Raw genomic sequence first — 14,426 nt, forward strand, 5'->3', positions numbered from 1 at the left:
AGTATATAAAGGCGAAAACGCTTTTGCCTTCCCAAATGTAAAGAAGTTTAAAGATTATACAACGTTAACACATCATACCGGCTAACAAAAAGGGCGACATCATGTCGCCCTTTTAGACTACTCACTCCCTACCGCAGCAGATCGGTCAGGAAGCGTCCGCCGTGCCCGGCAGCGTTTGGGGCAGCTGGGCCGCGAAACCGCGCAGGCCAACCACGTGCACGTGCTCATGGTTATTGAACACCTTACGCACCAGCTTATAGGTGGTGCCTTTTTCCGGACTGATATTTTCCGGGGCGGCAATAATCAGCTGCATTTCCAGACGTTCGCACAGCTCAAACAGGGTGGCGATAGAGCGGGCGTCAAGACGCGCCGCTTCGTCGAGGAACAGCAGGCGGCACGGCGACAGGTCTTTACCGCGCAGGCGGCGGGACTCGTCTTCCCAGCTCTGAACGACCATCACCAGAATCGACATCCCGGTACCGATCGCTTCCCCGGTCGACAGCGCGCCGGACTCCGCGCGCAGCCAGCCGTCGGAGCCACGGTTAACTTCCACTTCCATCTCCAGATAGTTGCGGTAGTCCAGCAGCTCTTCACCGATGGTTTGTGGGGTACGCTGGCCCATATCAATCTGCGGATTGAGGCGCTGATAGAGCTTCGCCAGCGCTTCCGAGAAGGTCAGGCGATTGCTATTGAACAGGTCCTGGTGCTGCTCATGCTGCTCAGACAGCACGTCGAGCAGCATCGAGTGGGTTTCCCGCACGTTGACGTTGAGACGCACGCTGTTGACCTGACCAAAGGAGACGCTCTGCAGACCCTGGTTGAGCATCCGAATACGGTTCTGCTCGCGCTGAATGGTCTTGCGGATGATATTGGCCACGCTGCGGGAGCTGATCGCCAGCTTCTGCTCGCGGTTGGTCAGCTCTTCGGTCAGACGGCTGAGCTCGATCTCCATCTGCTCAATCGCCTCGACCGGGTCGTCGGTGCGGATAATATCCTGACGGATACGCTCGCGCAGGTGCTGGTAGACGGCGACGAAGAACTGAATTTTGCGCTCAGGACGCTTCGGATCTTCAGAGACTCGCAGCACGTCGCGCAGGTGTTCGTTATCGGAGACCGCCAGACGCAGCGCGCCGAGCGCTTTATCCGACATCGAACGCAGCTCGTCTGCCGAGAGGTAGGCCAGCTCGCGACGGTGCAGTCGGCGCTCAACGCCGTTGTCTTTCACCAGCCGCATCACCGCACACCAGCCGGCTTTGGCGCTGACCACTTGCTCACGCATTTCGCAGTAATCGCGCTCAAGCTTGCGCAGCCTGCGGGTCAGGTTGTCCATCTCCGCTTCGCAGAAGGTCAGGGCTTTTTCCAGCTGATTGCGCCGCGAGCGGTTATTGCTCAGGCGCGTATGCAGCTCATCACGACGCACGCGGGCGCGCTCTTCCGCCCCGCTATCGGCGCGCACGCCGATATCCTGCAGCTCTTTATACAGATCGCCCAGCAGCTCTTTTTTGGTGTCATACGAGCTTTTCAGCGAGGCCAGAACCTGGTTGTACTGGTTCAGCTGCGCGGTATGCGTACGCGTGGCGTCACGAGCCCGGCTGCGTTCGCCCTCCGCCTGCTCCAGACGCTGGCGCAGCTTTTCGTTGAGATCGCTGTTGCCGCTGAGCATCTCGGCGGAATCAGAGTAGCTAAAGTGAGCGCGACGCTGCACCACTTCGCTGAGCGCAAACGCCTGCTGGCGCGCTTCACGCTGGGTTTGCTGCGAGTAAGCGTAATCTTCTTTCAGCTGCTCGAACTGCTGCGGATCGCTCTGCAGTACCGAGAGCATCGGTTCCAGCTTCGCCAGCTGATTGCCGTGCTGCTGGATAAAGCGAGCCGCTTCCTCGGCTTCGTCGAGGCGCTCCTGAATTTCGTCGACGCGATCGGCCAGCGTATCGTCCGCCAGCAGGCTAAGGCGCGGCAGCAGGCGGTTAAGCGCGGAAACGCCCTCTTTCGCCTGCTCGTACTGCACCCGGTTCTGCTGGTTATCGCTCTCGTGCGCGTTAAGCGCCCGCTCCAGCTCGCCGCGGCGGCCGTTCAGCTTACGGATCTCTTCTTCCGGATCGTCTTCAAAGGCCACCGCCAGATGGCTGCCGATAAAGCGGCTGAAGGCCTGGTGCTGACGCTGGGTCTTCTGCACGTCGAACGACAGGGTCGCAAAACGCTCGGAGAGATCTTCCCGCTCGGCGTGCAGGCTTTCAATACGGCTTTCACGGGCGGCGCGGCCAAATAGCGGCAGCGTCGGGAAGCGCGAGTAGCGCCACTGGCGATCGGCAACCTTGACGACCACCGCTTTTTCCAGCTCATCAACGCTAAAGACGCTGTCATCGAACGACTGCGGATCGCCTTCGATCAGGTAGAGGTCTTCCGGGCAATCCTCCAGGCCTTCAAGCTGCCCGGTGAGCTGCGACAGGTCGGGAACCACGATGGCATGACGCGACGGGCCGTACAGGGCCGAGTAGTACGGCGCATCTTCGAGGCTAACGTCGTCATAAATTTCCGACAACAGCACGCCGCCAAAACGCTCTGCCAGGGCATTCAGCCGCGGATCTTCCGAGCCGCCCGGCTGGCTAAGACGCTCAATCTCTTCATCAATGGCCCGCTTACGCGCGCCGACTTCGTCGCGCTCAACGATAGCCTCGCGCTCGCGCTCCAGCAGCTGCTGGAGATATTCGGTCACGTCCTGGCTTGATTCAAACTGCTCCCCGCTCTGCTCGCAAAGCTGGCTGAGGCTGTTCTGCGCCGCCAGCCAGATCGGCGCCCGACGCAGCAGCGTCTGGGTACGGGACTGCAGCTGCTCCAGCTCCTGACGCAGCGTCATTCGCTGCTCGCTGGCGGAGGAGACGCCGTCGGACAAGGAGGCAATTCGCGCTTCCAGCTCCTCGTGCAGCGTTTCCAGGCGGTCAATATCGTAACGCTTGCCCTGGCGCTTGCAGAATTCGTTGAGCTGGCGTTCAGCTTCCTGCTGCTCGCGCAGGCGCTGCTCCAGCTCGGTCAGGCGGCTACGCAGCCCCGCGGCCTGTTCGGCGTGATGGCGCTGGTTGACGCCGTCGCGCAGCAGCTCGCGCGCCACGTTCCAGGCTTCATTACGCGCCAGCGGGCCGTTGATGGCCACCACCAGCTGGAAAGCCTGCTCAAACTGACCGTGCGCGGTTTGCGCAACGCTCATTTTTTGTTCCAGCGACAGCATTTTCTCCGTCGCTTCCTGCTCCTTCGCCTGGAAGGTTTCCAGCCACTCGCCGGCGCTTTCCGCAGTTAAATCCGGCAGATGGCACAGCGCCTTCGCACGGTCTAAGGCCTGCAGCGCCTGGTTGTACTGGATCGCGCGGGTCTGCTGGACGTCCAGCGCCTGCTGGTAGTCGGCAAGCTGGCTTTTCAGCTCATCCACTTCCAGCTCTGCGGCTTCCGCACGAGCCTCGTTCTCTTCCTGCAGATCGGTCGCTTCCGCCACCACTTCGTTCTGCTCTTCAAGACGGATCTGCAGCTCATCGAGATCCGCTTCGTAGCGCTCGATTTTTTCCTGCTGGCGAAGCGCGGTTTGCACCAGGTTCAGATGATCGCTGGCGGCCTGATAGTCGGCCTCAAGATCGCCTTCTGCCCCGTTATGCTCCTGCAGCTCGCGGGCCATATCGACGTGCTTATACTGCTCTGCCGCCAGCTGTGCGCGGGAGGTGAACAGATCGCGGCGATACTCCAGCGCCTTATCCAGATGGACGCGACGCTCGTTGGCGTGACGCATGTAGTCCGCCGCCACGTAGTTGGTGGCCTCGCTGATCAGGTGCTTAAACAGATCGCGGTCGGACTGCGTGACGCGAATAGCCTCCAGGGTCATGCGGTTTTCACGCAGCGCGGCTTCCATATCCTGGAACGCCTTACGCACGCCGCTGTTTTCCGGCAGCAGGTAGTCGCGCAGCGAGCGGGTAATGGTGTTGGAGATCCCGCCGTACAGCGAGGCTTCGATCAGGCGATAGTATTTGCTACGGTCAGAGGCCGAGCGCAGACGACGGGCGACCACGCCCAGATCGAACATCAGCGAGTGGTAGTCGGTTATCGAGTTGAACTGCTTGAACTGCACCCCTTCGATCTCTTCCAGCTTATCTTTCAGCTCGTTGAGGCTCAGGACGCGCGCCTGGCGTTCGTTAAGGGTTTCCGTCAGCAGCTGCGTCGGTTGGATAGCGTCCGGCAGGCCCTGAATGGCAAACGGCTTAATATCCACTTTGCGATCGCGACCGGCGATCTGCTGCAGGCGTACGCCCACCACCACCCGCTGGTGGTGAGAGTTGATAACGTCCAGCACCGAGTAGCACACCCCGGCGCGAAGCTTGCCGTGCAGGCCCTTATCGCGCGAGCCGCTGGTGGCGCCTGCTTCGGTGGTGTTACGGAAGTGCAGCAGGGTCAGGTCCGGGATCAGGGCCGTGACGAAGGCCGCCATGGTGGTTGATTTCCCGGCGCCGTTCCCCCCAGAAAGCGTGGTAACCAGTTCATCCAGGTCAAACGTTCGGGCAAAAAAGCCGTTCCAGTTAACCAGCGTTAGCGAGCGAAATTTACCGCGTTCAATCATTACTCTTCCTCCCCGCTATCCGGCTGATTCTCTTCATTCTCATCGTTGAGCTGCAGGTGATTCTCCAGCGCCATCGCTTCGCCGTCGCGGATCAGGCGCTTCTGCGCCTCGCGCGGATCGTCGCCGGCGCGAACGTCAGCGCCGAAGCGGAACACCGATTCGGTAATGCGGAATTTGCTGCTGTCATGGCCCATAAACCACACCATGCCGAGACGGCGCAGGCGGTTAAGCGACGCGCGCATTTTTTCCTGCAGCTTCTGCCTGTCGAGGTCGGAGCCGGTGGAGCGGTTATTCACCAGCTTCAGCAGCTTGGCTTCGTCCGCCAGGCTCAGCAGCTCGTCATAGAGCTCCTGCTGGGTGAAGATCCCCTCATTCGCCAGACGCTCCGGGCTAAGATAGAGGTAGCAGAGAATTTTGCCGACCATCATATCCAGCTCTGACAGCACCGAGCGCGGGATCAGCGTGGTGGAGCGCGGACGCAGGTAGAAGAACCCTTCCGGCGCGCGAATCAGCTCAACGTTATAGCGAGCGTAAAACTCTTCCAGGTAGTCCTGAAAATCCATCAAAAATGCGTGATTATCCAGTTCGTCCAGGCCGATATGGCGGCCCGCACGCAGGGCGCTATCCAGCGCCGGAAATAACGGATTGCCCAACGCCAGCGCCAGCTTAACTGGCATCACTTGTTCAATATTTGTCGATGACATGCGCCTGTACCTTGGCTCCGTAATCATTAATCGGCTGCCATTGTGCCGGCAGTCCGGTGAAATCTGCTTGCGCTACGCCCAGGCGTACCGCCTGATCGACGACGATTCTCGCCACATCGAAGTGCCGCGCGCGCGGATACTGCGCCAGATACTCGCGAACGACCAGGCCGAGGTCCAGCGGCAGACCTTTGTCTTTATAGATAACCAGCTGCGCTTCAATCAGGGCCGCCAGCTGTTCACGGATCTCATTAAACTCTTCGTACTCCAGATCCTCAGGGAGCTCCCCGGTGACCTCTTCGTCGAGCAGCGCCATCTCTTCATCACGCATATCGAGCAGGCGGTCGGCGCTGGCGTGGGTCAGGGCCCACGGCGCATCGAAGTAGGTCTGCACCGACTGGCGTAGACGCTGAGCAAAGACGCGGTTTTTATCCATATCAATGGCGGTACGGATAAACTTGTGCACGTGGCGATCGTAGCCGATCCACAGGTCGATGGCCTGCTGGCCCCAGCTTACGATACGATCCAGCTTGCTTTGCAGATCGAACACCAGGCGATCGACAAAATGCAGGTCGTCCCGCGCGATAGTTGCGTCCTGGATCCGCAGCAGGTTAGCCTGCAGCTTATCGCCCGCCGCGTCCAGCGTATCCTGCAGTTCGCGCAGCGTCCCGGAGGTTTCCGAAAGCAGCAGCTCGCAGCTGGAGATCGCCGCTCGCCAGTCTTTGTTCAGCAGCTGGGCGATGTCGTCCTTCACCAGTTGCTGCTGTTCATCCATGATCCTCTGGGTCAGATCGATGCTGTCAAAAATTTCCGCGACCGAATATTTCAGCGGCGCGAAGACGTTACGATGCCAGTGAAACTCATCCCCGCCCTCTTCCGCAGAATCGGCGGCGCGCTTGAGCTCGCCGGCGACGATCGAGAGCTGCATCGACAGGCGCAGCGTGGAGAACTCGCGCTGGCGAATATAGTAGTCGGTAATCCCAATACCTAACGGCGTCAGGCGATAAATAGCGTTGCCTTCCGTGAGTTCGCTGGTAAAGCGGTTCAGCAGACGCTGGCGCACCATATCGTTAATCGCGTTATTGGCGCGCTGGCTGATGGTTTCGCTGGTCTGCTCAAACGCATCACTAACGTGGCGGAACGCGTCCACCAGTTCTCCCTCGGTCATTTCCCCTTCAAGCCGCTCGCCGTTCAGCGTGGCAACCGCCAGCAGAAAAGAGAGTCTGTCGACCGGCAGCGAAATAGAAAAATCATTTTTTCTGGCCCAGGCAACCAGTTCGGGGACTGTCTGGGAAAATTCACTCATACTTTATCCTTGCATCTGCAGCTCTGAGCCTGGTTCTTCATCGCGGTGACGTGAATATAGCGACCCAGGCTAATATACGGCTCCTGGCGACAGTAGCGCGTCTCCAGCTCCAGCAGCGCCGCAAAATTGTCGCGCTGTCTGCGTTTTTCACGCAGATAGTCATGAAACACCCGCACGCCGGTTTTGCCGGTAATTTGCCAGCCCTGCTCTTCCAGCCAGCCGTACACCTGCTCCGGGGAACGCGGATAGTCCGGCGATAGCGTGCGTTTTTTCTTTTTTGGCATCCCGATCTGCACGTAATCGAAGTTTCCGACAACCATGTTGTGCATCAGCAGACCGTTAGCATTGTAGAACATTAGCGACAGAGCGCCGCCGGGACGCAGCACCGACCACAGCGCCTGCAGCATCTCCTGAGGCTCGGCCACCCATTCCAGCACCGCATGAAACAGTATCAGATCGACCGGGCTTTCCAAATGCTGCGCAATATCCTGAGCCGCGCATTGTACAAAATGCATGTTGTCGATCACACCTTTATCGACTGCCGCCTGTCGGGCGCGGGCAACCATCTCGGCAGAAAGATCGCAGAGCGTGACGTGATGACCCATCTGCGCCACCTTTACCGCCGTTTGCCCTTCGCCGCCGCCGGCGTCAAGAACGCGCAGCGGCCCGGGACCCAGCCGATCCAGCAGCGGCTGCAGATCCTGCCAGAGGATAGCCTGGCGCAGTTCGCCCTTGGTGGTGCCGTATATATTGCGCGAAAACTTTTCGGCAATGTCATCGAAATTGCGATCCTGCACGGGCGACTCCACAAGCCAACACAAAGCCGCTATTTTGTCATACCCGCGCTGAGAGTGAAGCGATCTGTTATAAGATCGGGGCATAAGTTTGGTTATGTGGTTAAAAAGGACCCATCTGGCATGCTTTTTACGCTGAAAAAGTATTTGGGCGGCATGATGCTGCCCCTTCCCCTGCTGCTGATGCTGATAGCTTTCGGCATTGCGCTACTGTGGTTTAGCCGTTGGCAAAAAACCGGCAAGGCCTGCGTCAGCATCGGCTGGCTGGTGCTGGCCCTGCTCAGCCTGCAGCCGGTGGCCGACAGCTTACTCAAGCCGATTGAAGATACCTATCCGACATGGCGCGGCGGCGAAAAGGTTCAGTATGTGGTGGTGCTCGGCGGCGGGTATACGTGGAATCCGGCGTGGGCGCCCAGCTCGAACCTGATTAACAACAGCCTGCCGCGGCTGACCGAAGGGATCCGCCTGTGGCACGAGAATCCGGGATCGAAGATGATCTTTACCGGCGCCGCGGCGAAAACCAACCCGGTCAGCACCGCGCTGGCCGGCGCCCGCGTGGCGGAGAGCCTCGGCGTGCCGGCCAGCGACATTATCGTCCTCGATCGGCCAAAGGATACGGAAGAAGAGGCTCAGGCGGTAAAACAGGCGATTGGCGATGCGCCCTTCCTGCTGGTCACCTCCGCGTCGCATCTGCCGCGAGCGATGATCTTCTTTCGCAATGCCGGGCTAAACCCGCTGCCGGCGCCGGCCAACCAGCTGGCTATCGAATCGCCGCTAAATCCCTGGGAGCGCGCAATCCCGTCGCCCTTCTGGCTGATGCACAGCGATCGCGTCGGCTATGAAACGCTGGGGCGCATCTGGCAGTGGCTCAAAGGCGCGTCAGGCGAGCCAGGGCAGGAGTGATTTGGCGGCCAAATCAAAGCGGGCGCGATCGAAGCGCCCGGTGTTGACCAGGCTGTCGACCTCGTCCCACAGCAGATAGAGCCAGCGCCGCCAGAGGAAGGATTCCGCGACCGGCGCGCGGTGCAGATAGTGCCACAGCAGCTGTTCCGCCTGGCCGCCGTCGCAGAGGCGAAACAGCTCATATTCACGCGGAGCCCACAGCATCATCCCCGGCCCCACCATGGCCAGCAGCTGGTCGCTACGCGCGTCCTTCAGCATGCTGCGCAGCGTGAAGCTGCCGTGCACCAGCACGCAGTTGTCGTTGAAGTCTTTAAATAATTCGCCAAGGCACTCGCGCGCGCGGAAGAGGATCCGCTTGTCCTGCATCGTCAGGCCGGTATCCTGATATAGGTTAAGCGTTCCCCACAGGACCTCCACCCGCTGGCGGTACCAGTTCGGCCACAGATTTTCCTGCGTACAATCCACCACCCCGACGCAGCCGCCGCTATCCTGACGGTGCCACGACAGCAGCGCTTCGACGATCTGCTCCTGCAGCTGCTCCCAGCGCTGGGGGGTGCGGGCCGGAGCTTCGACGGAGACGCCGCGCAGCCGCTCAATCAGCAGGACGTCCGGCCCGGGGTGCTCCTCATGCGTCATCACGCCGTAGACCACCGGCATACGCACGGAGCCGCTGCGGGCAAGGGTTGATATCTTCCACGCCAGCTGGCGCGCAACGCCGGGCGTGGTGAAGCTTCTCGCAAGCAGCGGCAGCGGATTTCCCTGTGCATCATAGAGCGCCCACAGCGCCGTTAAGGGCTTCTCGCTCACGCACTCTACCCGGCTGAGCTTTTCGCCCAGCAGGTGACTCAGCTCGGTTCGCAACTGTTCCATTGAATTACCCTCATGAACACTACTGGTTTCATCATGAGCGTCGGTCGCGAGGTTGTCATCGGGTGAGATCAAAAATTGCGGCGAAAAGTATGGAAAAATAGCCTGAGGATATCCCCTCCTGACGGAGGGGATCGGGGAATTAACGCAGCTCGGCGCGAACGCGCTCCAGATCTTCCGGCGTATCGACGCCGGTGCCCGGGACAACTTCCGCTACCGCGACATGGATTTTTTCGCCGTACCACAGCACGCGCAGCTGCTCGAGCATTTCGATCTGCTCCAGCGGGCTCGGCGCCCAGCTGACATAGCGGCGGATAAAGCCTGCGCGGTAGCCGTAGATGCCGATATGACGCAGCAGCGAATCGCCGATGGCGTCGCGAGACTGCGCGAAGCGATCGCGATCCCAGGGAATGGTGGCGCGGGAGAAGTAGAGGGCGTAGCCTTCGGCATCCATCACCACCTTCACCGCATTCGGATTAAACGCCTCTTCGGCATCGTGGATCGGCACCGCCAGCGTCGCCATCCCGCTGGTGCTGGAGGCCAGATTCTCGGCCACCTGGCGTACAATCGCCGGCGGGATCATCGGCTCGTCGCCCTGAATATTGACGATAATCGTCTCATCACTGAAGGCGCACTTCTCGACAACTTCCGCCAGGCGTTCAGTGCCGGACTGATGATCGGCGCGCGTCATGCACACTTCGCCGCCGGCAGCTTCCACCGCACGCGCCACCTCTTCATGGTCGGTAGCGACGATAATACGCTCGGCCCCGGACTCGCGCGCACGCTCCAGCACGTGGACAATCATCGGTTTGCCGTTGATATCCTGCAATGGCTTGCCGGGCAAACGCGTGGAGGCAAAGCGCGCAGGAATGATGACCACAAAACTCATGAGTGGCTCTCTCCAACGGCTAGCGAGCGGGCTTCGGTTTCCAGCAATACGGGAATACCGTCGCGCAGAGGAAAGGCCAGGCTGTCAATTTTGCAGATCAGCTCTTGCTTATCCTGGCTGTAATACAGTTTACCGTTGCAAACAGGACAGGCGATAATTTCAAGTAAACGGTGATCCATGTTTCCTCCTGATGGACCGAATAGATTCCGCAGCAGCATAGCACAGGATACCTGACACCGGGATCCGTTTGCGCGAGCAGCGAAGGGGCGAAAACCCGCCGACGTGCCGCTGCCGCGCGGCGTTTGGCGATGCGACCGGACGGATGCCGGCGCTCAACTCGCTTCGAGCTGCCAGCCCTGCCGGCGGTCGGCAAAGAGTTCCGGCGGCAGTTGGCCGAAGCTCACGCGTTCGGCTTCCTGCCAGCGGGCGAAATCGTCGATGGCCCGCTGCAGCCCGCTCTCCAGGCCAGAGGTCACCTTCACGCCCTCTTCCAGCCATAGCGAGAAAATTTCCAGAACCCCGGTTTTGCGATGCATTTTGCTGTCCATGCGGCCCACCAGCCTGCCCTGATGCAGCAGCGGCAGCACGAAGTAGCCATACTGGCGCTTTGGCGCCGGCGTGTAGCACTCAAGACGATAGCTAAAATTAAACAGCTGCTCGGCGCGCTTACGGTCCCAGACGACCGGGTCGAACGGCGACAGCACCGCGCTATGGCTCGCCGAAAGCCTGCCACCCGGCGCCGCCTCCAGCTGCTGCAGAGCCTCCCGCTGCAGCCACATATCGCCGAGCCCTTCGACGTTCACCGCCGTCACCAGCCCCTCTTCTTGCCAGTTTGCCAGCAGGCTCGCGAGCGCCGGTTGCCGCAGGCGATAATAGTCGGCCAGCCACTGCGGGCGGAAAATACCCAGGCTGCGGGCGCTATTGCGCAACATGATTTCTTCAGCCTGTGCCTGCGACAGCGCATCGCGCTCATCGTCCCAGTGCGGCATCACCCGCTGCGTCAGGTCGTAAACCCGCTGAAAGTTGCGCCGTTCCACAACCATCACTTCGCCGGCGGTAAACAGCCCCTCCAGATGACGCTTGTGCGGCTTCCACTCCCACCAGCCGCTGGCACCTTTACGCGGATGGCTAAAGTCGGCCGAGCGTACCGGGCCATTTTGCGCGATGTGCTCCAGCAGCAGCTGGATATCATCCGCATGCTCCGTCATCCACCCCTTATGGTACTTCCAGCCCATGTTATCCGGCGTCAGCATGCGGTGGCGCACCAGCGAAAAATCGCTGCGCGGTAAAAAGCAGGCCTCATGAGCCCAGTACTCCATGAGTTCGCCCGCGCGCAGCGCCTCGTCCAGCCAGCTTTGCGGATAGCTGCCAAGGCGGCTGAAAAGCACCAGATAGGGGCTACGGGCGACAACGTTGATGGTATCAATTTGCAGTAGCGACATCTGGCGGATAGCCTGCAGAATATCGGCCGATTGGGCGCGACGGCGGGGCCTTTTCAGCAGGCCCTGCGCCGCGAGGTGAAGATGGCGGGCTTCTTTAAGTGAAAGCGTTAGTACCGACATGCAGGTTCTCCGTTGTGGATCCCGATACAGCGGCACCGAAAGCAGGCGTGGCGAAAACTAACGTTGCGCCAGCGTCGCCAGATCCGTAAGCAGCCGCTGCGCGCGTTCGTCCGTCATTATGGCGTCGACGGGCAGATACCACCAGTTGGCTTCGGCAAAGGCCCGGCATTTCACCGCGTCTTTTTCGGTCATCAGCAGCGTTTGCCGCTCGGTCACCAGCGCGGCAACGTCGGCTCGGGTGAGAGCCTGATGATCGGCCAGCGCCACGGTTTTTACCGGCCGCACGCCGCAGCTTTCGAGGGTGGCAAAAAAGCGCGGCGGATGGCCAATCCCGGCCATCGCCACAACGTTATCAAAGCTCGCCACGTCGCGTCGTTCGCCGTTAAGCACATTCACCGCCTGCCCGGGGCGCAGCTGCATGGCTATCTCTCCCGGCCGCGCGACGCCGCCGTTAGCGATAATGGCGTCGACGCTGCGCAGGCGCGAGGCGCGTTCGCGCATCGGCCCGGCCGGTAGCCACCAGCCGTTGCCAAAGCGGCGTACGCCGTCAATAACCACGATTTCTTTATCGCGCGCCAGCCCGTAGTGCTGCAGGCCATCGTCGGTGACGATAAGCTGCAGATCCTGTACGGCAAGCAATGCCCGCACCGCCTCGCTGCGCTGGGGGGAGACCGCCACCGGCGCGCCGGTGCGTTGATAAATCAGCACCGGCTCGTCGCCGGCTTCCGATGTGCCGGTGGTGCTGTTGAGCACCAGCGGATAGCTCGCCGCCTTGCCGCCGTAGCCGCGAGAAACGACACCAACGCGGATCCCGCGCTGCTGCAGCTGCTCCACCAGCCAGATGACAACCGGCGTCTTGCCGTTACCGCCGGCGGTGAGGTTTCCGACAACAACAACCGGAACCGGCGCGCGCCAGGCCTTCTTCAGCCCCAGCCGGTAGCTGAGACGAATCAGGCCGCTCACCAGTCCGTAAAGCCAGGAGAGCGGAAGCAGCAGTCGCCATAAAGGCGACTCACCGGACCAGATGCGCGCGATCATTGGCCAAATTGCATTTTATGCAGCTGAGCGTAAACGCCGCGATGTTCCAGCAGGTCAGCGTGGCTGCCGCGTTCAACGATGCGCCCATCTTCGACCACCACGATTTCATCGGCCTTCTCGATGGTTGACAGGCGGTGAGCGATAACCAGCGAGGTGCGGTTTTTCTGCAGCTCGTCCAGCGCCGCCTGAATGGCGCGTTCAGATTCGGTATCCAGCGCCGACGTTGCCTCATCGAGGATCAGGATTGGGCTGTTGCGCAGCAGCGCACGCGCGATGGCGATACGCTGGCGCTGGCCGCCGGAAAGCAGCACGCCGTTCTCGCCGATGACGGTATCGAGGCCGTTATCCATTTTACTGATAAAGTCCATGGCGTAGGCCATCCGCGCCGCCTCTTCGATCTGCTCGCGGCTGTACTCTTCGTTGCGCGCGTAGGCAATGTTGTTGGCTACGGTATCGTTGAACAGGTGCACGTTTTGCGAAACCAGGGCGACCTGATCGCGCAGGGAGGCCAGGGTGTATTCGCGCAGGTCGTGACCGTCGAGCAGGATCTGGCCTTCATCGATATCATAAAAGCGCGTGATCAGGCTCGCGATTGTCGATTTGCCCGATCCCGAACGCCCCACCAGGGCCACGGTTTTACCTTCCGGAATATTCAGGCTGATGTTACGCAGCGCCGGCGTTTCACGGCCAGGATAGGTAAAGGTGACGTTATTGAACTCAAGGCTCCCCTTCGCGCGCTCGATAACCAGCTTGCCTTCGTCTTTTTCCTGCTCGGAATCAAGAATAGCAAACAGCGTCTGGCAGGCGGCCATCCCGCGCTGGAACTGCGCGTTGACGTTGGTGAGTGACTTCAGCGGACGCATCAGGGCGATCATCGAGGAGAAGACCACGGTAATCGTACCGGCAGTCAGCGTTTCCATAACGCTTGGGAAGCTGGCGGCGTAGAGCACAAAGGCCAGCGCCAGAGAGGCGATCAGCTGAATGATAGGGTCAGAGATCGACGATGCGGAGACCATTTTCATCCCCTGCAGGCGCATTTTGTTGCTGACCTTATCGAAACGCTTGGTTTCTACCGCCTGGCCGCCAAACATCAGCACTTCTTTATGCCCTTTGAGCATCTGTTCCGCGCTGGTGGTCACCTGACCCATGGTGTTCTGCATATTCTTGCTGATATTACGAAAACGCTTCGAGACCACGCGGATCGCGATAGAGACGATTGGCGCCAGCACGATCAGGATCAGCGACAGCTGCCAGCTGTAGTAGAACATCATGATAAACAGACCGATGATCGACGCACCTTCGCGCACGACGGTGATCAGCGCGCTGGAAGAGGACGAGGCAACCTGTTCGGAGTCATAGGTGATGCGCGACAGCAGCGTACCGGTGGACTGTTTGTCGAAGAAGGAGACCGGCATCCCCATCATGTGGCTGAATAAACGGCGTCGCATGGTCATCACGACCTTGCCGGAAACCCACGAGATACAGTAGCTCGAAATATAGCTGGTGACGCCACGCAGCAGCATCAGCCCAATCACCACCAGCGGCATCCATAGCAGCACTGAGCGATCCGTTTTACCAAAACCATCATCCAATAACGGTTTAAGAAGCGATAGCATGAAGGTATCACTAGCCGCGTTAAAGACTAACGCAATTGCCGCGACGATCAGTCCGGTTTTAAATGGCGCAATAAGCGGCCAGAGGCGGCGGAAGGTCTGCCACGTGGAGAGATCTTTATCATTCTGCATTCAGTAAACCAGCTTATGTTGAAATAG

11 protein-coding genes are annotated in these 14,426 nt (G+C 60.1%); 1 reads left to right on the forward strand and 10 read right to left on the reverse strand.

Translation table 11 applies throughout. From position 1 onward, the window contains the following. Positions 1-145: 145 nt before the first annotated feature. The 4 genes from mukB to cmoM are packed head-to-tail and all read right to left on the reverse strand — an operon-like array spanning position 146 to position 7,398. A complete protein-coding gene (gene mukB / locus M2416_RS02965; RefSeq protein WP_259222014.1) occupies positions 146-4,594 on the reverse strand; it encodes a chromosome partition protein MukB in 4,449 nt (1,482 codons plus the stop codon). Continuing rightward, positions 4,594-5,298 carry a chromosome partition protein MukE gene (gene mukE / locus M2416_RS02970; protein WP_041144806.1) on the reverse strand — a complete coding sequence of 235 codons (705 nt, stop codon included), beginning with the start codon at positions 5,296-5,298 and terminating at the stop codon, positions 4,594-4,596. Before mukE ends, mukB begins: the two co-directional genes overlap by 1 nt. Then, positions 5,279-6,601, reverse strand: coding sequence for a chromosome partition protein MukF (gene mukF, locus M2416_RS02975; RefSeq protein WP_041144805.1), 1,323 nt, complete (start codon positions 6,599-6,601; stop codon positions 5,279-5,281). Before mukF ends, mukE begins: the two co-directional genes overlap by 20 nt. Beyond that, positions 6,598-7,398 (reverse strand): tRNA uridine 5-oxyacetic acid(34) methyltransferase CmoM, encoded by an 801-nt coding sequence (gene cmoM, locus M2416_RS02980; RefSeq protein ID WP_076945068.1) that lies wholly within the window; start codon positions 7,396-7,398, stop codon positions 6,598-6,600. The genes mukF and cmoM overlap by 4 nt, the downstream gene beginning before the upstream one ends. Before the next feature lie 120 nt (positions 7,399-7,518). Here cmoM and elyC point away from each other — a divergent pair, with 120 nt between their 5' ends. Then, entirely contained in the window at positions 7,519-8,298 is a 780-nt protein-coding gene (gene elyC, locus M2416_RS02985; protein ID WP_259222018.1) for an envelope biogenesis factor ElyC, read from the forward strand. Here elyC and M2416_RS02990 read toward each other — a convergent pair. From M2416_RS02990 to msbA, 6 genes are all read right to left on the reverse strand, one after another. Then, positions 8,275-9,168: a YcbJ family phosphotransferase gene (locus M2416_RS02990; RefSeq protein ID WP_041144802.1), complete on the reverse strand. Its 894-nt coding sequence runs from the start codon at positions 9,166-9,168 to the stop codon at positions 8,275-8,277. The two genes, elyC and M2416_RS02990, sit on opposite strands and share 24 nt — an antisense overlap. 139 nt (positions 9,169-9,307) lie before the next feature. Beyond that, positions 9,308-10,054: a 3-deoxy-manno-octulosonate cytidylyltransferase gene (gene kdsB, locus M2416_RS02995; RefSeq protein WP_041144801.1), complete on the reverse strand. Its 747-nt coding sequence runs from the start codon at positions 10,052-10,054 to the stop codon at positions 9,308-9,310. After that, positions 10,051-10,233, reverse strand: coding sequence for a protein YcaR (ycaR, locus tag M2416_RS03000; RefSeq protein WP_041144800.1), 183 nt, complete (start codon positions 10,231-10,233; stop codon positions 10,051-10,053). Before ycaR ends, kdsB begins: the two co-directional genes overlap by 4 nt. A 153-nt stretch (positions 10,234-10,386) precedes the next feature. Further along, a complete protein-coding gene (locus M2416_RS03005; RefSeq protein ID WP_259222022.1) occupies positions 10,387-11,616 on the reverse strand; it encodes a winged helix-turn-helix domain-containing protein in 1,230 nt (409 codons plus the stop codon). A gap of 57 nt (positions 11,617-11,673) precedes the next feature. Continuing rightward, positions 11,674-12,654 carry a tetraacyldisaccharide 4'-kinase gene (gene lpxK / locus M2416_RS03010; RefSeq protein WP_076945065.1) on the reverse strand — a complete coding sequence of 327 codons (981 nt, stop codon included), beginning with the start codon at positions 12,652-12,654 and terminating at the stop codon, positions 11,674-11,676. After that, the gene (gene msbA / locus M2416_RS03015; protein WP_041144797.1) at positions 12,651-14,399 is read right to left on the reverse strand and encodes a lipid A ABC transporter ATP-binding protein/permease MsbA; all 1,749 of its coding nucleotides are present in this window, start codon (positions 14,397-14,399) and stop codon (positions 12,651-12,653) included. The genes lpxK and msbA overlap by 4 nt, the downstream gene beginning before the upstream one ends. Between the last annotated feature and the right edge of the window lie 27 nt (positions 14,400-14,426).

This window comes from Klebsiella sp. BIGb0132, assembly GCF_024810075.1.
GTDB classification, from domain to species: Bacteria; Pseudomonadota; Gammaproteobacteria; order Enterobacterales; family Enterobacteriaceae; genus Klebsiella; species Klebsiella terrigena.

Coding starts and splice junctions, on each gene's coding strand:
- lpxK (WP_076945065.1), bottom strand. CDS start 12,654: ATGATCGCGCGCATCTGGTCCGGTGAGTCGCCTTTATGGCGACTGCTG.
- elyC (WP_259222018.1), top strand. CDS start 7,519: ATGCTTTTTACGCTGAAAAAGTATTTGGGCGGCATGATGCTGCCCCTT.
- mukB (WP_259222014.1), bottom strand. CDS start 4,594: ATGATTGAACGCGGTAAATTTCGCTCGCTAACGCTGGTTAACTGGAAC.
- M2416_RS03005 (WP_259222022.1), bottom strand. CDS start 11,616: ATGTCGGTACTAACGCTTTCACTTAAAGAAGCCCGCCATCTTCACCTC.
- ycaR (WP_041144800.1), bottom strand. CDS start 10,233: ATGGATCACCGTTTACTTGAAATTATCGCCTGTCCTGTTTGCAACGGT.
- mukF (WP_041144805.1), bottom strand. CDS start 6,601: ATGAGTGAATTTTCCCAGACAGTCCCCGAACTGGTTGCCTGGGCCAGA.
- msbA (WP_041144797.1), bottom strand. CDS start 14,399: ATGCAGAATGATAAAGATCTCTCCACGTGGCAGACCTTCCGCCGCCTC.
- mukE (WP_041144806.1), bottom strand. CDS start 5,298: ATGTCATCGACAAATATTGAACAAGTGATGCCAGTTAAGCTGGCGCTG.
- kdsB (WP_041144801.1), bottom strand. CDS start 10,054: ATGAGTTTTGTGGTCATCATTCCTGCGCGCTTTGCCTCCACGCGTTTG.
- M2416_RS02990 (WP_041144802.1), bottom strand. CDS start 9,168: ATGGAACAGTTGCGAACCGAGCTGAGTCACCTGCTGGGCGAAAAGCTC.